Raw genomic sequence first — 20,757 nt, 5'->3', positions numbered from 1 at the left:
AGAGTATGTCAATGTCGGTCGGCATGGCTTACACTTTCGGGCTTTTTTGTGGTGGAAAGCAAAATGATCAATGCGCGTTACGTACCCTTGGTTTCATCGATATTGATGTCTATCTATATGGTCTCGATCATGACTTTCGTTATCACCTGGGCAAACACGGGCTTCACCGAAAACTTCCTGTCGCGCTGGTGGCGCGCCGCCTATATTGCCTGGCCGATCGCATTCACCCTGATCATCATTGGCGCACCCAGAATCAGTCGCTTTGCCATCAGCCTGCAGAAGAAGTGAAGCAGAGCCAGCCGGTCAGTGCGCTACCGCCTTGGAAAACACGTTCAACACCACCACCCCGGCGACAATCAGGCCCATGCCGATAATCGCGGGCGCATCCAGCTTCTGGCCGTATAGAAACCATGCCGCTGCCGTAATCAGCACGATGCCCGCACCGGACCAGATGGCGTAGGCAATGCCCACCGGAATGGTGCGTAGCGTCAACGCCAGCAGGTAGAACGCAATGCCGTAACCGACAGCCATCACGATAGTCGGCAGCGGTTTGGTGAACCCCTCACTAGCTTTCAATGCCGTGGTGGCAATCACCTCGGCGACAATCGCCACGGACAGGAATATCCAGTGTTTCATCATCCAGCGCTCTCTCGTTATCGGCCCCGGATAATAGCAGCAGATAAACGGACCCGCCCGGGCCGGATGCCCTGGTCAGCCCAGTTCGAGATGCTGCGGCAAGTCATCGGTAATCTCGAACCAGGGCGCCTTGCTGCCGACAAACACGTGGCGTTGCGGCTGTACGCCGGGGTCGGTATCCAGGGTGCCCAGCGGAAAGCCATATACGTCAGGCTGGGCATCGAACCGGGTGAACAGGCTGGAGCTGCAGACCGAGCAGAACGCCTTGTGCTCACCCGGTGACGACTCGTAGAACCTGATCAACTCCTGACCCTGCAAGGTTTTCCAGTCCGCTGAGCGGATCTTGGCGCTGGTCCGGAACGCCGCCGCATGCAGCTTGCGGCACATCGAACAGTGGCAGTTGTATACATTCTTCAGCTCACCCTGAATCTCATAGCGCACCCCCTGGCATAGACAGCTTCCTGATAAGGCCATGATCCACCTCCCGTTGTTGATGCATTGAGCTTAGTGCAAAAGCGGCACGCCTATTTTCACGGTGAGCTGCTGCTCGTCGACAAGTTCTGCTACCTTCGATATCTGATTGCTAACCAGAAACGAGAAAACAAATGACTGCTCTGTATGACATTCCACTGAACAAGATCGATGGCACGCCCGGCAGCCTGGCCGATTACCGCGGCAAGGTGTTGCTGGTAGTCAACGTCGCCTCCAAATGCGGGCTGACGCCTCAGTACGAAGGACTCGAAGCGCTGTATCAGGCCAAGCGCAAGCAGGGTCTGGAAGTGCTCGGCTTTCCAGCCAACAATTTCAAGGGGCAGGAGCCCGGCACGGAAGAAGAAATTCGCGACTTCTGCTCCACCACCTATGATGTGCACTTTCCGCTGTTTTCGAAGATCTCGGTGCTGGGTGATGACCAGCATCCCCTGTACACCCAGTTGACCGCTCAGCAGCCGCAGGCGATCGGTGATGGTCCGTTCCGTGAGCGCCTGAAGGGCTTCGGCGTCAACCCGGAAAACCCCGCGGACGTGTTGTGGAATTTCGAGAAATTCCTGATCAACCGTAACGGTGAAGTCGTTGCACGCTTCGCACCGGATACGGCGGCGGACGATCCGCGGCTGGTCACTGCGATCGAGCAGGAGCTGGCCAAAGGCGCCTGAGCCGACCAGCTACCGCGGGTGGTGATCTGCCGCCGCCCGCGGATCAGCCCTTACTGGGGTGCATCCAACCACTTGTACATGACCAGCGCATCCACATAGCCCAGGGACGGATGGTTGAACGCCTTGGGTAAACGGCCCACGGTAGCGAATCCAAGCTTGTTCCACAGCCGCACCGCGCCCTCATTGCTGGAGGCGACGAAATTGAATTGCATGGCCTGATAGCCGAGCTGGACGGCAACTTCCTGGGAATGCTCGCACATGGCCGAAGCCAAGCCGCGCCCCCGCGCTGCCGAGGACACCATGTACCCGCAATTGCAGACATGATCGCCGGGGCCCGCCTGATTGGTCTTGATGTAATAGGTGCCCAGAATCTGCCCGTCTTCTTCGCAGACGAAGGTCTTTCGCGGGTAATCCATCCACAGCGCAAACGCCTGCTCCCGAGTGGTATCACGCGGATATGCATAGGTATCGCCAGCCGCAGCGACCTCGTGGAAAATCGGCCAGATGCTATCGAAGTCATCCTTCGTGGCTTCTCTGATATTCATAACGCTGAGTTGCTCCTGCGCACTGATAAGGCCTGCTTTTTACTACTTACCGCCCGCCAGGTCCATAAACGAGCCCGTCACGTAGGACGCCTCGTCAGACAACAGCCAGGCGATGGCATTGGCCACCTCTTCCGGCTCCCCTCCTCGCTGCAGGGGAATCTGGGGCGCCAGCCGCTCAACGCGCTCCGGCTCGCCGCCATCGGCATGCATGTCGGTATGAATGAATCCAGGCCTCACCCCATTTACCCGGATACCTCGTGCAGCCAGCTCCAGCGACAAGCCCTTGGTCAGCGTGTCGACAGCACCTTTGGAGGCGGCATAATCCACATACTCAAAGGGTGAGCCGGTTCTTGCTGCCACCGATGAGACATTGACGATAGCGCCCGGATATTTCGCCCTTTGCACGAATTCCCGCGAGCACAGAAAGCAACTGGTCACGTTGGTCGTCAGCACCTTGTTAAAACGCTCGACGCTCATCTCGGCCAGCGGTGATTGGCAGAACAACACGCCGGCGTTATTCACCAGATGCGTTACGGGGCCGAAACGCTGCTCCGCAGCATCGAATAGCGCACGCACCTCGCTCTCGACCGATACATCAGCCTGACAGGCAAAGGCCCGACCGCCCGTTGCGCTGATGGCCGCCACCACGGCCTCCGCGCTTGCATTGTCGGAACGGTAATTGACGCATACCGCATACCCTCGGGACGCCAAAAATCTCGCGGTAGCAGCGCCGATGCCCCGCCCCGCACCCGTCACGATCACAACGTTATCCATGGTTTCCTTCACCTGAATCGGAGTCTTCCTGTTGTTGTGGCTGCTTTGCCCAAGCTGGTCAAGCAAAACGGCCAGATTTCTCCAGCACCTACTGATAATGGATACAGATCGGCTACCATGGTCTTCCCTTGCAAGCCGACGGTATACCGCCTCTATGTCCTACCCCATCGAACAGAAACTGGTGATCGCCGTCGCGTCCAGCGCGTTGTTCGATCTATCCGAATCCGATCAGGTATTTCGCGAGCAAGGGGAAAAAGCCTACCGGGCGTACCAGCAAGAGCATTTGCATATTCCGCTGGACAAAGGCGTGGCCTTTCCCTTTGTGCGGCGCTTTCTGAGTATCAATCAGAAATTCCCGGAGCAATGCCCGGTTGAGGTGGTACTGCTGTCCCGCAACTCGGCCATTACCGGCAAGCGGGTATTCAACTCCATCGTGCGCCATGGGCTGAACATCACCCGCGCCGCCTTCCTGGAAGGCAAGTCGCCCTATGCCTATATCCCGGCCTTCAATGCCTCGTTGTTTCTCAGCGCCAACGAAGCGGATGTCCAGGAAGCCATCGATTATGACCACCCGGCCGGCACTGTCCTGCCCAGCCATGTGGTGGATGATGTAGACGATGTGGAGTTGCGTATCGCCTTCGACTTCGATGGCGTGATTGCCGATGATGCGTCGGAGCGGGTATTCAAGACGGGATCACTGGCGGATTTCCAGGCCCATGAGACCTCCTACTCGCACATTCCCCACACTCCAGGGCCCTTGGCGGACCTGTTTCGCAAACTGTCGCACCTGCAGCGCCTGGAAGATCAGGCCGTGGAAGCGGCCCCTGACTACAAGCGCGTCCTGCGCACCGCCATCGTCACCGCTCGCAATGCGCCTTCCCACGAACGCGTGATCACCACGCTGGAACATTGGGGCGTGAATGCGAACGAGGTGTTCTTTCTGGGCGGCATGAGAAAGGACCGGATACTCAGCGTACTCAAGCCCCACATGTTCTTCGATGACCAGCGCTCGCATCTGGAATCGGAAGCGGGGGATATCCCAATGGTGCATATTCCCTTTGGCGTGGCGAATCTGGGGTGATTCGCCCTATGCCACTGATGCCGGTGGCAACGCGGTCAGCCGATCCGCGTGGGACTAACTGGCTCCGGATCACGAGAACACCTGCCCCCTGACCTTCCTCTCTGTTCCTGCCCCTGACCACTGCCGCCATCATCCGCGCAGCCCGTCGATACCGCTGGTCGGCTTTGACCGACGCCTACCTCAAATGGACGAGGCCGGGTCTGGACCGGGCGCCTAAGCTCCGAAGCAATGGAGAAATCCGGCATGGTGCCAAATAAACCCGACAATAAAGGGGCCAACCATGAAAATGAAAAGATGGCCGTTCTGGCCAGTATTTGCCATGGTCTCGCTGATCACCCTGGTGGCGGCGGTAGAGGTCAATAGCGCTACCGGCAGTCACCTCGCAAAGTGTTCCTCGAACTCGGTGATGTGCGGCCCACCGACGGTGACCATCAACCGGCTGTTCATTCCCTGAACAGCCCCGGCTGATGATCAGTCGAAGACGTCGTAGAGAATATCGGCAATTACCCCAGTGGCGATGGACACCAGGATCAAATCCGTTCCGGCCGTCTGCCACTCATACCCCGAATACCGTGGCAGGCGCTCAAGAAATGCACCGGATCGCACCTTCTTGGCGATTCCCGGTGGCAGCGGCTTACCCCGCATGAGGTTCTTGCGGATACCCGGAGGTAGCGAGGAGTAGCCATCGAAGCCGGCGCTGTGTGCATATTGCCTGGCGAGCGCCGCGGTAATGCCAGCGTCGATCAGATCGCCAATGATATCCCTGTCCCTGTTCCTGTCCCGATAATGCCCCTGGCGGTCTCGGCGATCATCGAAGTAACCGGAATAGCGCCCACGGTCATCGTGAGACTTGCGGCTTTCGCGGGATGAGTGGCGGTCAGAATTACCCCGATTGCCCTGATTGCCTCGCCCCTGCCCTTGGTTGCCTTTACCCGCCTGTCCGGCGTGCTCGCCCCGGTTATGCCCAGGGCCTTTTCCTTCAGGCGGCCCAGCATAAGCCGTAGCCCCCAGCAAACAGGCCGCCAGGAATGCGGCTATCGCGATACGGCTTTTCATTTCAAATCCTCATTCCAGCTGGTTATAACACTGCAAGCACCATTCGGATTATCAGACCTGCCAACCAGCGCTTCGTTCCTGCCCTCCTCGTCGCGCTTTGTGACCGACAACAACATACTTCGGTTTGCCCATCGCCTCGGTCCCGCTGCTGTGGGCAAACCGGCTGTTACTGATCGGGTGCATCGCTGGCAATGTGCATGGGAATAATGCCGCCATAGGACTGGTGATCGCGGTGGGACAGATCATGCTGGCCGGACTGATGGTTGGGTTGGGACTCGCCTGGTCGATGGCACGCAAAGCCCTGCGAGCCTCAAGCTGATGTCTGTGGCCGCCCCTGCTGAATCACCACCGATGTAGCCCCCATGGCGCGCAACCGATCACGAACCCACAGGGCGTCGCTGCTCTCCAACCACCTGGGGTGGGCAGTGATGCGAAATTGATGGTTTACCCCGCTGGCCAGCACCAGTTCGACACTACGCCAGGCCGCTTCGCCGCTATCGCGGGTCCGTGTAATCAGGTCGTACCCCGCCTGTTTCGCCTTCACATCCAGGCCTATCCAGTCGAGCAGCGGCAGCAGCTTCTCCAGCTTGCGCGGATAGCTGCCGGCGCTATGCAATCCGACCTTGAAACCCATTGCCCGCACCTGCTTGATGGCCTGCGGCAGCGCTGGCTGCGAGGTCGGCTCGCCACCGGAAAACACCACCGCATCCAGCAGCCCACGGCGGCTGTCGAGAAACTCGACTATCTGGCTCCAGGGTATTTCAACATCACCCCGCGCCGGCAGCAGCTCGGGGTTATGACAATAGACACAGCGCCACGGACAGCCCTGGGTGAATACCACTGCAGCCAACTCACCGGGATAGTCGATGCTGGTGAGGGGCACCAGGCCCCCCACCCCCAGTGATTCAGCAGCCACCGGCGGCGGCATCCTGTGGATGGAAGAACTGCCGCTCCTGGTGTTCGGACTGCTTGCCGAGGTTCCAGGAGGATACCGGGCGGTGGTATCCCATAACCCGAGTCCAGATTTCACAGCGTACGCGTTCGTGGTTTTGCAATGTGGTAGTGGCTTGCTGGTTCATGCTGTTGCTCCTTGGGTTGCTTGCTTTTTCAGCAGGATGTCCTCATCGCAGCGTGGGCAGAACTCATGCTCACCGCTCAGGTAACCGTGATGCGGACAGATGGAAAAGGTCGGGGTTATGGTCAGGTACGGCAGCCGATAGTTGGCCAGCGCCCGTTGCACCAGCCGGCGGCAAGCGTCGGCGCTGGCCAATGGTTCGGCCATGTACAGGTGCAGCACCGTGCCGCCGGTATATTTCTGCTGCAACGGCTCCTGGCGCTTCAGGGCCTCGAATGGATCACTGGTGAAACCAACCGGTAATTGTGACGAGTTGGTGTAATAGGGTTGGTCAGCCGAGCCGGCTTGCAGGATTTCCGGAACCGTTTGCGATCCTCCTTGGCAAAGCGGTAGGTGGTGCCCTCGGCCGGCGTGGCCTCCAGGTTGTACATATGCCCCGTCTGCTCCTGGAATTCGGTCATCCGCCGACGCACATGGTCCAGCAAGCGGATGGCCATGGCATGCCCCTCAGGATGGGTAATATCCTGAGCATCGTCGGTGAAATTACGGATCATCTCGTTGATGCCGTTGACGCCCAAGGTGGAGAAATGATTGCGCAGGGTGCCCAGATAGCGCTTGGTATAAGGAAACAGCCCCGCATCCATATGCTGCTGGATCACCTGGCGCTTAATCTCCAGGCTGTCACGCCCCAGCTCCAACAGCCTGTCCAGTGCTAGCAGAAGCCCCGCCTCGTCACCCCGGTGCAGATAGCCCAAACGGGCACAGTTGACTGTCACCACGCCCAGCGATCCGGTCTGTTCAGCCGAGCCGAACAGGCCGTTGCCACGCTTGAGCAACTCGCGCAGATCCAGCTGCAGGCGACAGCACATGGAGCGCACCATATTCGGTTGCAGCTCCGAGTTGAGGAAGTTCTGGAAGTAAGGCAGACCATACCTGGCGGTCATGGCGAACAGCCGCTCGGCGTTCTCGCTGTGCCAGGGAAAGTCATGGGTAATGTTGTAGGTCGGGATCGGGAAGGTGAACACCCGACCTTTCGCATCGCCCTGGCTCATCACCTCGATATAGGCACGGTTGATCAGGTCCATTTCCGCCTGCAGCTCGCCGTAGCAGAACGGCATTTCCTCTCCACCGATCACCGGCACTTGCTCGCGCAGATCCTCAGGGCAGACCCAGTCGAACGTCAGGTTGGTGAAGGGCGTCTGGGTGCCCCAGCGTGACGGCACATTCAGGTTGTAGATAAGCTCCTGCATGTACTGGCGGACCTGCTCATAACTGAGTCGATCCTTGCGCACAAATGGCGCCATATAGGTATCGAAGGAGCTGAAGGCCTGGGCTCCGGCCCATTCGTTCTGCAAGGTGCCGAGGAAGTTGACGATCTGCCCCACTGCACTGGACATGTGTTTTGGCGGCGCCGATTCGATCTGCCCCGGTATCCCATTGAGTCCTTCGTTAAGCAAGGTGCGCAGCGACCAGCCGGCGCAATAGCCGCTGAGCATATCCAGGTCATGGATATGAATATCGCCTTCGCGGTGGGCGTGGCCGATCGCCGCCGGGTATACATGGCTCAGCCAGTAGTTGGCGATGATCTTGCCGGCACTATTGAGGATCAATCCACCCAGTGAATAGCCCTGGTTGGCATTGGCGTTGACCCGCCAATCCTGGCGATTCAGGTATTCGTCGATGGTGCTTGAAACGTCAAGAAAGGTCTTCATAAACCACCACATATTGTGCATATAAGAGTGAATCGCACTATATATGCACAAACACGGGGATGACTTTGATATTGATCAATTCTACCGGCAGGGTAAGCCGGCCTCATCTCAGAACCGGGCGGACAGCATCAGCGAGTCAATTAGTGTTCAGTCCCGTTCGCTACCGAAACTTGCGGGCGTAAGCATCCCGTACATTGGCGGATATAAAGCCGCTGAGCCCTCTACCCGCCTGGGCGAGACGGTGCATCGTAGCAATGGCGGAGGCGCCAGCACTATGACTGGTGTATTCGTATTTCCAACCATTGTTGAATTGCACAACAATGGCGTCTGGTGAGAGTTCATAGGCGATCACACCCGAATCTCCGCTCAGATTCTTATAGTGGTCCATCGATATCCCCCGATGTGACATTCCATGTCCAGCATAGCCAATCAATCAGTGGCCTTATATCCCTCGCTTATCCAGCTTCATGAACAATCATTCGCGTCTACCTTGATTCTGGCTTAGTTGAAAAAGCCATATCCCAAGGACTGTCTTGCCTTCTGTCCATAAAAATAATATCCAGGAGAAGCATGATGTTTAGTCGCACAAGTAGTGCCCGCTCCACCTCGCCACAACGCCAACTGCTGGCTACCGCCGTTGCCCTGGCTGCCGGATCGTTACTGTTAGCCGGCTGCCTCGGCGGTGGTGGCAGCTCATCTGACAAGCCAAGCGATCGCGCCAAACTGACGCTCGCCAATGGTGAGGTTATCGGCCTTGCCACAGACGATACGCTGATTTGGCACGGCATTCCCTACGCCCAACCACCCATCGACGAGCTACGCTGGCGAGCGCCGCTGCCGCCGCAAAACTGGAGCGGCACGCTGGATGCGCGCGAGCGCGGCCCCGAATGCGTGCAAGCTGAAACCACCACCCAATGGCAGCGCACCTCAAACATGATCGGTGATGAGGACTGCCTGACTGTCGACATTTATCGTCCCAACCGCAGCGGCTTTGAGGATGAAGCACTGCCCGTCTACGTCTGGATCCATGGCGGCTCAAATAACTTCGGCACCGCCAAGCAGTATGACGGCAGCACTTTGGCCAATCATTCGGACGTGGTCGTCGTGATCGTCCAATACCGTCTGGGGCCGTTGGGCTGGTTCTTCCATCCTGACGTGCAGACCGATGGCGCCGACCCGCTGTCCGACTCCGGCAATTTCGGCACTCTGGATACCATTCGCGCACTGGAATGGGTGCAGACCAATATCGCTGATTTTGGCGGCGATCCGAGTAACGTCACTATCACTGGCGAATCCGCCGGCGCTCACAACGTGCTCAACCTGATGGCCTCACCGGAGGCAACCGGGCTCTTCCACCGTGCCATGTCACAGAGCGGATCGATGAACACCCGCAGCCCCGCTGCCGCTCGCAGTTCGGCCAACAGTCATATCGAATGGCTGATCCGCCTGCTGGAGGACCGTAAAACGCCGGACTCCCCCATAACCAGTGACCAGGCCAGGCAGATGCGTGAAGAGATGGAAGCCACCGGCACACTGGGCGAGTACCTTCGCGCGGCCGAAGGCAGAGATCTGTACCAGGCCGTTTTCAACTACAGCTCCCTCAGCGCTTATGGTGCCATTGAAGACGGTACGGTGATCCCCGCTGGCGGCTGGATTCCCAGCTTTACCAGTGGTGATTTCAACAATGTGCCACTGATCCTGGGCGCCAACGAGTACGAGCAGAAGTCATTCATGCCGCTGTACGGCGCTGCTGTTAAAGGGGCGTTGCCTGACGTGCCCTCCCCGCCGGACAAGACCTGGCTGGATTTGCTGGATGTCGCCTTCGAAGGCAGCCAAACCCTGGACGAGGTGCTGCCCACCCAGAAGGACAAGGACACCTACGAACTCACCGGCTACCATGGCGGTCGTGCCTGGCGTGCTAAATATGTGGACCAACTGGCTCGCGTGATCAGTGAGCATCAGCCTGCCACCTACGCTTATGATTTCCGTTGGGGCACCCAATCAGGCCCCTCGCCCTTCAACTTTATCTACGGCGCAGGACACGCAGCGGATATCTCGTTCTTCTTTGGCACGGGCGAAGGTCTGTTCGAATTGCCCTTTACCGAGCAGAACCAGCCAGGCCGGGTCGCCCTGCAGGAGTCGATGATGAATTACCTGGCGGATTTTGCCCGCGACGGCGATCCCAACGGCAGCTACAGCGAATCGCAGCCCGAATGGAGTCGTTGGACGCCCGCACCTGGCCAGAATAAAGTCATCGTATTTGACGCCACCGCAGAAGAGGCCGATGTCAGTATGTCCGCCAAGGAGCTGACGCTAGCCAGCGTCAATGCCGCCTGGGCCGCAGCCCTTGCGGAGGCAGGCCTGACCCCATTGGAGATCGGCACCTTGCCGGTGATCTTTGGCCAATCCGCGAACTATTCCACCCCGTAACATCCCTTGGAGAGTAGAACCTCCCCGGCTGTGTAACAGCAGTTGGGGAAACAATACCGATGCAGCGACTCCGCAATCAAACTCGCGCACCTGCTCTTCCGGGCACCGGAAAAATACAGATCCAGTGCCACCTATGTACCGTTATGGGCTATTACCATCGGTGGTTGAGGCGTTCGCATTGGTGCCGAGCAGCTCGATAACCTTATGCTTTACGAACAGAATAAACTCTGCCACCTCATCCGCACGACAGGCCAAACGATCCTCAGTTTGCCCTAGATAGGCCTGCCGCGCCTCACGCAGTACCGGCTGGTGTTCAATGGGCAGACGCTCCATCACCCAATCAGCAGCGATATTTTTCGGCATGATCTTTCCGGTCGCTGCGCTGAACCAGATGCGAGCCAAGGTAAGCACGACATTTCGCTCATCACCTTCCCAGTCCGGGAAGGAATTCCATAATTTCAGAGTGTCGAGCAATACTCTATACAGATCATCTTCCGGCACCGGATCAAACAGGTCCTTTGCCGCTGGGCCGATCAGCGCAATGCTGTGCCGCCTTGCTTGCGTCAGGAGGATGGCCAGGTCAGGATCAACGCCAGCGGGTTCAAAAATGCCAGAAAGAAGATCCGCGCGCAGCCATTCGCCGAACTGCAGTTCCCGCCTGGGCGGATAACGCCACGGCACAACATCGCTACGTACAACAACTGTCACTTCCATCGCACGGAGAGCTTCGCTTTGGCCGGGCGGTGCCGAGACAGTCAGCAAATCAAGCAGCAGCGCCTGCCGTACGGCGTCATCAAGTCGCCTATCTGCGGTAACCAGCACATCGATATCGCTGTATGGTTTCAAACCGCCATCCAGCACAGAGCCATACAGATGCGCAGCCACGAACGCAGACGCCAAGTGATGCTCGACCATATCAAGCACCTGCGACAGTTGCGTTGAAACTTCGGCAGGGAGCACGTTCTTCATTGGCGGGGCGCAACGTCAGCCAGTGCATCTATATTTCCAGAGACGATCAACTCGAGATGCTGCGTGACCGTTTCTATTGGCCAATCCCACCATGCCAATGATTCCAGGCGTGCGACCACCTCCGGATCGAACCGCTGCTTGAGCGGTTTGGCCGGGTTGCCGCCCACGACGGTATAGGCAGGCACATCCGCAACGACAACCGAGCGAGAAGAAACGATAGCGCCATTGCCAATATGCACACCGGGCATGATGAGCGCGTCGTAGCCTATCCAGACATCATTGCCGATTACCGTGTCGCCCTTGTACGGCAGCTCTTCCGGTTTGGGCATGACCTTTTCCCACCCATTACCGAAGATCTGAAACGGATAAGTGGAGATACCGGACAGCTTGTGGTTGGCGCCATTCATGATGAATTGGGTGCCACGTGCGATAGCGCAGAATTTGCCGATGATCAGTTTGTCGCCGATGAACGGATAGTGATAAAGCACATTCCGCTCAAAATCTTCCGAGTCATCCGGATCATCGTAATAGGTGTAGTCCCCGACGAGGATGTTCGGGTTGCTGATGGTGTTCTTGATGAAGCAGACCTGCGGAAAGCCTGGCATCGGGTGTTTATTATCTGGATCAGGACCTTGCACGCTTTTTCCTCAATAGCCCCTGGCTATATTGTCATTTCCAACCAGCCACATTTGCTGCCTGCTGGATCCACTGGCGCATCTCTGGCACCTGCGCTTCCTCCAGACTCCTCACCTTCACGTAGCGGGAGCCTTCGCCCAGCGGGGGCGGCGCATCAAACTCGGCGCCGCCGAAGAACACCACATTAACGGAAACATCGTAGGCAACCATCTGGATGATCCACCCGCGTTCCGGCAACCCGTAATAGGCCTCTCTCCACTTCACGGCGTACTGCAGACCGGGGATTGCCTCGCGGATCAGTTCATCCAGATACCTGACAATGGGATGCAGCCTCGGCATCACCTGCTCAATCCAGTCTTCGATATCGGCGTGACTGTCCGCGGGTACGGGTGGCTTGCGCGTCGACTTTGGTTTGGGTGAGATCTCCATGGCATATCCTCCTCTTGCCGTATCCAACCGCATGCAATCTAACTGTAAGTTTCTCCGTCAAACTCGATAAGACAAAACCCATGACCGAAGGGATCAGAGAAAGTAATACACCTGGAATGCTTCCACTCGATGCATTCACTTTCCTGCTTCGCACCCGCCTTCAGCGCCCGTTCTGTTGCCTGAGCGAGGTCGTCTACAACGAAATCCAAATGGACTGGCGTCCAATGCCTGGAATACCGACGCTCCTCCGATGTGCTGGATGTCGCGCCTGAGCCAGGGGGGTTATGCAGAAGATAGATGATTGAAGATCCACCCGTTAGCTCCGCCACACTGTTCTCCAGCGTACGCTCGTGCGCTAGCCCCAAGGCGCCACAGTAGAATGCGATGGCGGGCTCAAGCTCCGGAACATCGATGTTTATGATGATTCTCATGACTCAGCTCCCAGACGGAATAGTCGAGTGCACCGATGCAGCGGCGGGAATAGCTGTCAGTCGCCGTCAGGCAGTAATTCGGGATTCCATACCACCTCCCAAAGATGGCTATCGAGATCCTGGAAATACCCCGCATAACCACCCCAGAAAGTGTCTTGGGCTGGCTTGATGATCGCAGCCCCCGCCGCTTCCGCTTGCTGCATCACGGTATCGACTTCTGCTCGGGAGGCGACGTTATGACCGAGCGTCATATCGGTAGCGCTGGGGCCATCCAGCGGCAGGCCAGCGTCATGGGCAATACTCTTGCGAGGCCAAAGCGCCAATTTCAGCCCCGGCTGAAGGTCAAAGAACGCAACAGCGCCATGCTCGAATTCCTGGCCGATGATGCCATCCGTATGGAAACCCAGGCCATCGCGGTAGAACGCAAGCGCGCGGTCCAGATCAGTCACGCCAAGCGTGATAACGGTGACTCGAGCTTTCATATCAGAGGTCTCCGGAGATTAACGATGCAGTTGCCGCGCATAACCTTTGCTCGAGCTTAATGCTGCGCGTGCTGCACAACAACCCCGCAGCTCAGCGAGCCGCACCTCGGATTGGCGGTTGCTATTACGTTGGACAAGATCGATCCGGGCGTTACAATGGCCCCCGCTTTACCCGGTCGCAGCCTACCCGGACAAAACAAGGAAACCTGATGAACGCATTACTGATCTGCTCCGGCGGATTCGATTCCGTGACGCTCGCCTATCGGCTGGCGGCGGAGCAATCCCTCGGCACCCTGCTGACCTTCGACTACGGTCAGCGCCACCGCAAGGAAATCGATGCCGCCCGCCTCGCCGCCGAGCGACTCGCGGTACCCCACCTGATAATGGACATCGGCCATATCGGCCGCCAACTGTCTGGCTCGGCCCTGACCGATGACATCGCCGTGCCCCATGGGCATTACAGCGAAGAGAACATGAAGGTGACGGTGGTGCCCAACCGCAACGCCATCATGCTTACCATCGCCTTCGGCGTGGCCGCCGCCCGCGGGCATGACACCGTGGCCCTGGCAGTCCACGGCGGTGATCATTTCATCTACCCTGACTGCCGCCCCGACTTCATCCGCCTGTTCAGCGAGATGCAAACCAAAGCGCTGGATGGCGTGGCAGAAGTGGCATTGCTTGCTCCCTATGTCACTACCGACAAGACCGAGATCGCCCGTGACGCCGCGCGCTATGCGGTACCGGTCGGCGATACCTGGTCCTGCTACGAAGGGGGTGAGTTGCATTGCGGCCGCTGCGGCACCTGCGTCGAGCGTATCGAAGCCATGGCTCTGGCCGTCATGGCCGACCCCACGCCTTATCAAGACAAGCAGTACTGGCAGGAAGCGGTAGCGAGGGTGAAGTCATGTACACCATAAAGAAAGAGTTTCACTTCTCCGCCTCCCATCAGCTCAAGCAGATGCCCGACTGGCACCCCTGCGCCCGCTTGCATGGCCACAACTACGTGGTAGTGCTTGAGCTGCAGAGCAAGACCCTTGATCAATACGGCTTCGTCCGGGATTACCTGGAACCCAAGGCGTTCAAGGAGTACATCGACGCCGAGCTGGATCACCGCCACCTGAACGACGTGCTGGGAGATGAATGCACCACGGCCGAGCGTCTGGCTCGGCACTTGTGCGAATGGGCTCAGGCTCGCTGGCCTGAAGTGACTGCAGTGGCCGTCTCGGAAACGCCCAAGACCTGGGCGGAGTACCGACCATGATCGCGGTCAGTGAAATCTTCGGGCCCACGATTCAGGGCGAGGGAGCCCTGATCGGCTTGCCCACCGTTTTTGTACGCACTGGCGGCTGCGATTTTCGTTGCAGTTGGTGCGATACGCTCTACGCAGTGGAGCCTCGCTTCAAGAAGGATTGGCAGAGCATGGATGCCGAAGCAATCCTCACCGAGGTGAACCAGCTGAGTGGCGGCGAGCCGATATTGGTAACCCTCTCCGGCGGCAATCCAGCGCTGCAGCCGCTCGAGGAACTGCTACAACTCGGCCATCGGCAAGGCCACCGCTTCGCCATGGAAACCCAGGGCAGCAAGGCCCAGACCTGGTTCAACCAGCTCGATCACCTCACCCTCAGCCCCAAACCGCCCTCCTCCGATATGCCCTTTCGCCGAGAGCGCTTCGAGTCCTGTCTGGCGGCTGCCGGAGCCGATACCAATGTCAGTCTCAAACTGGTGATAGCCGATGAGGTGGATTACCAATGGGCGAAAGCGCTGGCAGCCGACTATCCGCACCTGCCGCTGTATCTGCAGCCATGCAATACCGCTCCGGCTACCCCCGAGCAACCGGAACGCGAAACTGATTTGGATGCGCTGAACACCCAGTTGCGCTGGTTGGTGGAGCGGGTAACCACTGACCACTGGTATCGGCCCCGGGTACTGCCACAGTTGCATGTGTTGATCTGGAATAACGAACGGGGGGTATGACGCCCCTCGTCGAAAACCAGGCCGGGCTTGCGGTCGTTTTCGAGCATACCCCGGATGATCTGCTAGGCTGACATGAATACCTCCCACTGCTCAGCGGGGAGCTACTGCCATGCCTACCCACCTCCCTGACAATCGCGCCATGCTTGCCTTTGCCGCCAGTCTTATCGGTGTGGGCATGCTCTTTCTGCTGGCCAGCCTGATGACCAGCACGCAGGCCCAGCAGAGCCAACGCAGTGCCATCGTGCTCACGGTTGAAGGCGCTATCGGCCCGGCAACGATGGACTATGTGGCACGGGGTATCGAACAGGCGGAAGAAGAGCAGGCAGGGTTGGTGGTCATCCGCATGGATACCCCGGGAGGCCTCATGGAATCCATGCGCATGATCATCCGTGACATCCTGGCCTCACCCGTGCCAGTGGCCACGTACGTGACGCCCGCCGGTGCTCGTGCGGCCAGTGCTGGCACCTATATCCTGTATGGCAGCCACATTGCGGCAATGACGCCGGCTACGCATCTGGGATCGGCTACGCCCGTGCAGATGAGTCCGATGTCAAACGCCGACAAACCGGAGCCAGCAACTGAATCAGATGCCAAGGAGAGTGATGATGAACCCCGGCGGGGTAGCACTGCGATGGAGCGCAAGGTACTGGAGGACTCGGTAGCCTACATCCGCAGCCTGGCTGAACGCCATGGTCGCAACGCCGACTGGGCGGAGGAAGCGGTACGCGAAGCAGTCAACCTGAACGCGCAGCAGGCGCTGGAGCGCAACGTCGTGGATATCGTCGCCACAGATGTCGACGACCTGCTGCAACAGATAAACGGCCGTACTGTCGTGATGGTGTCGGGTAGCCAGACCCTTGAGACCGCCAATCTGGTGATCAAGCAGGTGGACCCGAACTGGCGGACCCGGCTGCTATCGGTCATCACCAACCCCAACATCGCCTTCTTTCTGATGATCATCGGTTTTTACGGGATCATTTTCGAGCTGTCGAACCCCGGCCAATTGTTCCCCGGTATTCTCGGCGCGGTATGTCTCATTCTCGCGCTGTTCGCGTTCCAGGTTCTGTCGGTCAACTACGCCGGGTTGGCACTGATCATACTCGGGCTGGCACTGATCATGGCTGAAGCATTCGCCCCCAGCTTCGGTATTCTCGGTGTTGGCGGGATCGTTGCGTTCATTATCGGCTCGGTGATCCTGATGGACGGTACGCACCAGCAGGTGTCGCTACCGATGATCGGGGGCATCGCTGCCGTCGCTGCTGGCTTCATGCTGTGGATCCTGACCCGGCTTGCCCGTTTCCGACGCCTACCGGCAACCAGTGGCATCGACAAAATGGTAGGACGAGGCGGTATCGCTGCCGACAACTTCCAACCGTGGGCAGGAGCCCCGCCTGGGCACTACCGCGGCCATGTGCAAGTCAGCGGTGAACGCTGGAATGCCGTGTCTGAGCAGCCGGTCCAGGCTGGACAACCGGTCCTTATCGAGAAAGTGGAGGGTTTGACATTGCATCTCAAGCCCACCGATGACCAACGCGTCCCATAACCTCGGGAGAATCCATCATGTTCGACCTTGCACCCTATCTAGCCCCACTCATCGTACTGCTTGCCATTCTGGCATCGGCCATCCGCGTCCTCCCTGAGTACCAGCGCGGGGTCGTGTTCTTTCTCGGTCGCTTCCAAGGCGTCAAGGGCCCCGGCCTGATCTTCATTCTTCCCGGAATCCAGCAAATGGTACGGGTAGATCTTCGGGTGGTTGCGCTGGATATCCCCGCCCAGGACGTCATATCCAAGGACAACGTGACCGTGCGGGTCAACGCGGTTCTCTACTATCGCGTGGTTGATCCGGAGCGGGCGATCATTCAGGTGGAGAATTTCGCCGAGGCGACCAGCCAGTTGGCGCAAACCACACTGCGCTCGGTGCTCGGCAAGCACGACCTGGACGAAATGCTCTCCGAACGGGACAAGCTCAACTCGGACATCCAGGAGATTCTGGATGCCCAGACTGACGAATGGGGCATCAAGGTGGCGAACGTCGAGATCAAGCATGTGGATCTTAACGAATCGATGGTACGCGCCATTGCCCGTCAGGCCGAAGCTGAGCGCGAGCGCCGCGCCAAGGTGATTCATGCCGAAGGTGAATTGCAGGCATCGGAGAAGCTGGTCGAAGCCGCGCGGGTCATGTCCAGTGAGCCAGGAGCGATGCAGCTGCGCTATCTACAGACCTTGGCCGACATGAGTACCGACAACACCTCCACGATCATTTTCCCGTTGCCGATAGATCTGATTAACAGCCTGGTCAAAGGTACCAAAAACCCGTGAGCTCGTTCACCGGCATCTGTTCCAGTACCTGCTGCTGATCGCGGCGGCAAGGACCGCTGTCGCCTGCTTCGGCCCGACATCAGCCAGCGAATTATGGCGCCGATATTCCTGCGCTTCGCTTTGAAAGCCAAGCATGAATCAATCCCGCCTGAAAAAACTGAACAGGAAGCTCAAAACCTCCCGACTCAATGATGGAGGCAACCTTGGCCGGAGGAAGGACACCAACATCATTGGCGTAGGCTTTGCGAATACGCTCAAGCGCTTCCGGTGATATATCCGCCGCAGACATCATCTTCATCCAGCCACGAAGAAGCACAGCGTATTCTGATGACTCGACATCTGATGCCAGGTCGGAGCTGGCAAGCAGGCCGTTGGGTTTCAGCCGTTCTGCGATCTCACTGAAGAAGGTCGAGCGCTCACCTTCTTCCAGGATGAATTGAGATACCAGGAAACAGGTTGCTGCGTCCTGTTGCTCCATAACCGGCAGTGAGCTGAGATAACCCTCGTGAAAAGTACAGCGGGATGCCACGCCTTCTTTTTCTGTCCTTTGGCGGCAGACATCGAGCATGGGGCCGGACGGCTCTACCGCAATAAAACGCCAGCCGGGGTTCTTCGACGCAAGATAGATCAGCTCATCTCCAGTTCCCACACCAACACAGAGAATGCTTGCATCTGCAGGTAGCTCTGCGAACAGCGACCCAAGCAGTAAGTGCAGGCAGTCGCGGATTGATGCCGTTTTCGCCCACTGCGTATCGTAGTTTGCAGCTTGTTGATCAAACAGAGCTTTTATTTCGCTTGGATGCATTGCATTCTCCCGTCTCCTGGCACAACCAAAATGCCCACCGTCGGCTGAAGCGCCGGTCAGCTCTTTACGCCGAATGCCCATGATAGTTGACTTTGCCCATGACGGAGCTCCAACCGCGGCTTGCGTGAACTGTCAGGCCTCTTTGGTCCATACCGGAGTCAGAGCCGTGACCTGGGGCGGGCCAGCCAGAAGCGGCTCAACCTCTTCGAGATATGCCGCATAACTGTCTGTCTTCAAGAACTCCTGCGACGCCTCGGCATTGGCGTATTGCTGGAAAGCGCTAATTGAATCCGGATCAGCATTATCAAAGCAGTAAAAGTACGCGGTATGCCCCGGATTGGCAGCTACGGCCGGCGCCATGTGCTTTTCCCAGACCTTACGGACTTCATCCCGTTTCCCGGGCTGGGTTTGGTGCCTAACAATAAGTGCGAAAGACGTCATTGGAACCTCGCGATCATGTCGTGTAAAAAACCTAACATTTGGTTAACGGACGGGATCTGGCCCGTCCCATTAAGCGAAGCGAACGGAACAGATTGAACCGATCATTTTCAGGAATCAGCTGATTTCAGGTCCAGCCTACTCTTCCGCGACGCAGGTAAGGCAGCACTGAGCATAGCCCCAATACCGCCAGGACAGCACCTATCCATAATGCAGCACGAACGTCATAGCCTGCAGAGATTGCCAAGCCGGCGAGAAAAGTCCCTCCACCCAGGCCGATATTGATAACAGAGGTATGTACTGCATTCACCATCGGGCCGGGGTGCCTGGAGACATCCAAGGCCGGGTATTCTTATGACTTTCGAAGAATAATATCGAAGCGATGCCAGTGATGCGGAACGAGCCCACCATCTCCCTCGGATTCGCGCAGAAGCTCGATTACAAACTCGCTGCAGAGGGCTTCGACTTCTTCTCTGGTATGAAAGCTCATTTCGGGGTAACTAGCCCAATCATGCCGATCACCAAACAGGTGCCCAACGAAGATCCCACCGGGCTCAAGGGCTGCAGCAATCAGTGCCCAGAGCCGCGGAAAGCCCGCCGGGGCGCAGAAAGGCAAGCTGAGCCCTGCATGAATGAGAGCAGAGGACGGCAACTCTTCCAATTCCTCAAAGCACGAGGTAACTGTAACCAAACGACCAGACTGACCGGCCGCCAACGCTTCAACGCGCTCAATGGCCCGTGGCTCCCTATCAATAGCCAGAACATTCCACCGTGCATTCAATAGCGAAGCCGTCTCCAGGCCAGCACCACAACCTAAATCGATTGCCTGGCGGTTGCCCTGAGGTAATAAGTCAGGCCCGAGGATACGGCGCAGAAGCGGCGAGGCTGGACGGTCTTGATTAGCACGATAGTAACCTTCCCACCCTTTCCTGGGGTTCGTGGGCGGCATAGTGGTTGTCCTTGAGCGTCTACTGTTTGGTTTGAACTACGCTTGATTAAGTCGCGCCGCCCAGGCTATCGGCTCAAATGGATTGCCCCTGCAGCAATGAGAGCAACGAGGGCTATGATGCCTGCGATGATGACCTTGCGAATGGGCTCATTGTATCCGCCGACGGACCATTGGGCACAGGCGGCTAAGATAATCATAACCTTGCTGCTTCCGCCAAGCGTTGCTTGTATGTGCCGAGGCATTGGCGCCAAGCTGGTCGGCCTTCGCAGCGCGCCAGATAAGAAACCACATTGGGGAAAGCCTCCAAAAGGTCTGTATGCTGGACCTGATGCAGGGAGGTCGCCATCAGAATATCTGGATAGGAGAATTGATCCCCGAGCAGGTAAGCCTTCTCGACAAGAGTACGGTCTAGCACCTCAAGGCGGTCACGAGCCATCTTCACCAATGCGGAGCGTCGCTGATTCGCCCACTCAGCATCCGCTTCGAAGAGGTCAATCACCGCGATCTCTGTCAGGGGCGTTTCGACGGTGTCCAGTGCGGCAAACGCCCACTGAAAGGCTTTCGCGCGTTCCGCTCCGCTCGAGGGCATGAGTCGCCCTGATTGTTCGGCCAGGTAGGTGACAATGGCACCTGATTCAAAAATAATGCACCCATCGTCGTCGATGGCCGGCACCTTGCCGAATGGATTGATCTCCAAATAGTCCGAGCTCTGCAGCTCCCCAGCGAAGTCGTCGAGGCCATGGACCTGATACGCTAAATCGCACTCTTCCAGCGCCCAGAATACACGCAAATCCCTCGTGATCCCGATCACCTGCGGGGTTACTTTCCCAAATCCATATACTGTAATCATTGACGATCTCCG

26 protein-coding genes and 1 pseudogene are annotated in these 20,757 nt (G+C 57.9%); 10 read left to right on the top strand and 17 right to left on the bottom strand.

Annotated features, from left to right (window positions below):
* Positions 1-63: 63 nt before the first annotated feature.
* On the top strand, positions 64-288 hold the full coding sequence (locus tag QAO71_RS03475; RefSeq protein ID WP_036991045.1) for a DUF2798 domain-containing protein: 225 nt from the start codon (positions 64-66) through the stop codon (positions 286-288).
* A gap of 15 nt (positions 289-303) precedes the next feature.
* Here QAO71_RS03475 and QAO71_RS03470 read toward each other — a convergent pair whose 3' ends face one another.
* Both QAO71_RS03470 and QAO71_RS03465 read right to left on the bottom strand, forming a co-directional pair.
* Positions 304-636 carry an SMR family transporter gene (locus tag QAO71_RS03470; RefSeq protein WP_280165654.1) on the bottom strand — a complete coding sequence of 111 codons (333 nt, stop codon included), beginning with the start codon at positions 634-636 and terminating at the stop codon, positions 304-306.
* Positions 637-711: 75 nt separating this feature from the next.
* The gene (locus QAO71_RS03465; protein ID WP_074781076.1) at positions 712-1,110 is read right to left on the bottom strand and encodes a GFA family protein; all 399 of its coding nucleotides are present in this window, start codon (positions 1,108-1,110) and stop codon (positions 712-714) included.
* A gap of 131 nt (positions 1,111-1,241) precedes the next feature.
* Between QAO71_RS03465 and QAO71_RS03460 the strand changes: the two genes are divergently transcribed.
* Positions 1,242-1,790, top strand: a complete 549-nt coding sequence (locus QAO71_RS03460) for a glutathione peroxidase (RefSeq protein ID WP_036991048.1) — start codon at positions 1,242-1,244, stop codon at positions 1,788-1,790.
* A 50-nt stretch (positions 1,791-1,840) separates the two neighbouring features.
* On the opposite strand, the gene QAO71_RS03455 is transcribed toward QAO71_RS03460, so the two are convergent.
* Together QAO71_RS03455 and QAO71_RS03450 are read right to left on the bottom strand one after the other, a co-directional pair.
* The gene (locus QAO71_RS03455) at positions 1,841-2,335 is read right to left on the bottom strand and encodes an N-acetyltransferase (protein ID WP_036991050.1); all 495 of its coding nucleotides are present in this window, start codon (positions 2,333-2,335) and stop codon (positions 1,841-1,843) included.
* A gap of 42 nt (positions 2,336-2,377) precedes the next feature.
* Positions 2,378-3,109, bottom strand: a complete 732-nt coding sequence (locus QAO71_RS03450; RefSeq protein WP_036991267.1) for a glucose 1-dehydrogenase — start codon at positions 3,107-3,109, stop codon at positions 2,378-2,380.
* 154 nt (positions 3,110-3,263) lie between these two features.
* On the opposite strand from QAO71_RS03450, the gene QAO71_RS03445 reads away from it, so the two are divergent.
* Together QAO71_RS03445 and QAO71_RS03440 are read left to right on the top strand one after the other, a co-directional pair.
* Positions 3,264-4,190, top strand: a complete 927-nt coding sequence (locus QAO71_RS03445) for a 5'-nucleotidase (RefSeq protein ID WP_036991051.1) — start codon at positions 3,264-3,266, stop codon at positions 4,188-4,190.
* A gap of 280 nt (positions 4,191-4,470) precedes the next feature.
* The gene (locus QAO71_RS03440; protein ID WP_169304580.1) at positions 4,471-4,644 is read left to right on the top strand and encodes a hypothetical protein; all 174 of its coding nucleotides are present in this window, start codon (positions 4,471-4,473) and stop codon (positions 4,642-4,644) included.
* A gap of 17 nt (positions 4,645-4,661) precedes the next feature.
* Here QAO71_RS03440 and QAO71_RS03435 read toward each other — a convergent pair whose 3' ends face one another.
* The 5 genes and pseudogenes from QAO71_RS03435 to QAO71_RS03415 form a co-directional block, all read right to left on the bottom strand.
* Positions 4,662-5,246 carry an anti-virulence regulator CigR family protein gene (locus QAO71_RS03435; RefSeq protein ID WP_280165254.1) on the bottom strand — a complete coding sequence of 195 codons (585 nt, stop codon included), beginning with the start codon at positions 5,244-5,246 and terminating at the stop codon, positions 4,662-4,664.
* Between the two features lie 310 nt (positions 5,247-5,556).
* Positions 5,557-6,162 carry an anaerobic ribonucleoside-triphosphate reductase activating protein gene (locus QAO71_RS03430; protein WP_280165253.1) on the bottom strand — a complete coding sequence of 202 codons (606 nt, stop codon included), beginning with the start codon at positions 6,160-6,162 and terminating at the stop codon, positions 5,557-5,559.
* A complete protein-coding gene (nrdD, locus tag QAO71_RS03425; RefSeq protein ID WP_280165252.1) occupies positions 6,152-6,325 on the bottom strand; it encodes an anaerobic ribonucleoside-triphosphate reductase in 174 nt (57 codons plus the stop codon). The genes QAO71_RS03430 and nrdD overlap by 11 nt, the downstream gene beginning before the upstream one ends.
* Positions 6,322-8,030, bottom strand: a pseudogene (locus QAO71_RS03420) (ribonucleoside triphosphate reductase); the annotation flags it as partial. The pseudogene QAO71_RS03420 and the gene nrdD, both read right to left, overlap by 4 nt.
* Before the next feature lie 163 nt (positions 8,031-8,193).
* Entirely contained in the window at positions 8,194-8,421 is a 228-nt protein-coding gene (locus QAO71_RS03415; protein ID WP_074781091.1) for a hypothetical protein, read from the bottom strand.
* A 182-nt stretch (positions 8,422-8,603) separates the two neighbouring features.
* On the opposite strand from QAO71_RS03415, the gene QAO71_RS03410 reads away from it, so the two are divergent.
* Positions 8,604-10,463 carry a carboxylesterase family protein gene (locus QAO71_RS03410; protein WP_280165251.1) on the top strand — a complete coding sequence of 620 codons (1,860 nt, stop codon included), beginning with the start codon at positions 8,604-8,606 and terminating at the stop codon, positions 10,461-10,463.
* A 141-nt stretch (positions 10,464-10,604) separates the two neighbouring features.
* On the opposite strand, the gene QAO71_RS03405 is transcribed toward QAO71_RS03410, so the two are convergent.
* The 4 genes from QAO71_RS03405 to QAO71_RS03390 all read right to left on the bottom strand — a co-directional run bounded on the left by QAO71_RS03405 (position 10,605) and on the right by QAO71_RS03390 (position 13,410).
* Complete coding sequence (locus QAO71_RS03405; RefSeq protein WP_280165250.1) at positions 10,605-11,432, bottom strand: AadA family aminoglycoside 3''-O-nucleotidyltransferase; 828 nt, start codon at positions 11,430-11,432, stop codon at positions 10,605-10,607.
* Positions 11,429-12,070, bottom strand: coding sequence for a Vat family streptogramin A O-acetyltransferase (locus QAO71_RS03400; RefSeq protein ID WP_280165249.1), 642 nt, complete (start codon positions 12,068-12,070; stop codon positions 11,429-11,431). Before QAO71_RS03400 ends, QAO71_RS03405 begins: the two co-directional genes overlap by 4 nt.
* A gap of 31 nt (positions 12,071-12,101) precedes the next feature.
* Complete coding sequence (locus tag QAO71_RS03395; RefSeq protein WP_280165248.1) at positions 12,102-12,497, bottom strand: DUF1801 domain-containing protein; 396 nt, start codon at positions 12,495-12,497, stop codon at positions 12,102-12,104.
* Between the two features lie 487 nt (positions 12,498-12,984).
* The gene (locus tag QAO71_RS03390) at positions 12,985-13,410 is read right to left on the bottom strand and encodes a VOC family protein (RefSeq protein ID WP_280165247.1); all 426 of its coding nucleotides are present in this window, start codon (positions 13,408-13,410) and stop codon (positions 12,985-12,987) included.
* 209 nt (positions 13,411-13,619) lie between these two features.
* Between QAO71_RS03390 and queC the strand changes: the two genes are divergently transcribed.
* The 5 genes from queC to QAO71_RS03365 all read left to right on the top strand — a co-directional run bounded on the left by queC (position 13,620) and on the right by QAO71_RS03365 (position 17,703).
* Positions 13,620-14,327: a 7-cyano-7-deazaguanine synthase QueC gene (gene queC, locus QAO71_RS03385; RefSeq protein ID WP_280165246.1), complete on the top strand. Its 708-nt coding sequence runs from the start codon at positions 13,620-13,622 to the stop codon at positions 14,325-14,327.
* Positions 14,315-14,671 carry a 6-carboxytetrahydropterin synthase gene (locus QAO71_RS03380; protein ID WP_280165245.1) on the top strand — a complete coding sequence of 119 codons (357 nt, stop codon included), beginning with the start codon at positions 14,315-14,317 and terminating at the stop codon, positions 14,669-14,671. Before queC ends, QAO71_RS03380 begins: the two co-directional genes overlap by 13 nt.
* Complete coding sequence (gene queE / locus QAO71_RS03375; RefSeq protein ID WP_280165244.1) at positions 14,668-15,384, top strand: 7-carboxy-7-deazaguanine synthase QueE; 717 nt, start codon at positions 14,668-14,670, stop codon at positions 15,382-15,384. The genes QAO71_RS03380 and queE overlap by 4 nt, the downstream gene beginning before the upstream one ends.
* Positions 15,385-15,559: 175 nt before the next feature.
* A complete protein-coding gene (locus QAO71_RS03370; protein WP_280165653.1) occupies positions 15,560-16,927 on the top strand; it encodes a nodulation protein NfeD in 1,368 nt (455 codons plus the stop codon).
* A gap of 17 nt (positions 16,928-16,944) precedes the next feature.
* A complete protein-coding gene (locus QAO71_RS03365) occupies positions 16,945-17,703 on the top strand; it encodes a slipin family protein (RefSeq protein ID WP_136869078.1) in 759 nt (252 codons plus the stop codon).
* 91 nt (positions 17,704-17,794) lie between these two features.
* Here the strand turns inward: QAO71_RS03365 and QAO71_RS03360 are convergent, their stop codons facing one another.
* The 4 genes from QAO71_RS03360 to QAO71_RS03345 all read right to left on the bottom strand — a co-directional run bounded on the left by QAO71_RS03360 (position 17,795) and on the right by QAO71_RS03345 (position 20,745).
* Positions 17,795-18,508, bottom strand: coding sequence for a class I SAM-dependent methyltransferase (locus QAO71_RS03360; RefSeq protein WP_280165243.1), 714 nt, complete (start codon positions 18,506-18,508; stop codon positions 17,795-17,797).
* 132 nt (positions 18,509-18,640) lie between these two features.
* Positions 18,641-18,949, bottom strand: a complete 309-nt coding sequence (locus QAO71_RS03355; RefSeq protein WP_280165242.1) for an antibiotic biosynthesis monooxygenase — start codon at positions 18,947-18,949, stop codon at positions 18,641-18,643.
* Between the two features lie 349 nt (positions 18,950-19,298).
* Positions 19,299-19,895 carry a class I SAM-dependent methyltransferase gene (locus QAO71_RS03350; protein WP_280165241.1) on the bottom strand — a complete coding sequence of 199 codons (597 nt, stop codon included), beginning with the start codon at positions 19,893-19,895 and terminating at the stop codon, positions 19,299-19,301.
* Between the two features lie 193 nt (positions 19,896-20,088).
* Complete coding sequence (locus tag QAO71_RS03345; RefSeq protein ID WP_280165240.1) at positions 20,089-20,745, bottom strand: glutathione S-transferase family protein; 657 nt, start codon at positions 20,743-20,745, stop codon at positions 20,089-20,091.
* Between the last annotated feature and the right edge of the window lie 12 nt (positions 20,746-20,757).

Origin of the sequence: Halopseudomonas sp. SMJS2, from assembly GCF_029866945.1 — a bacterium.
GTDB classification, from domain to species: domain Bacteria; phylum Pseudomonadota; class Gammaproteobacteria; order Pseudomonadales; family Pseudomonadaceae; genus Halopseudomonas; species Halopseudomonas bauzanensis.
Note: the sequence above shows the minus strand (reverse complement) of the source record. Positions and strands in the feature narration are given on the sequence as shown.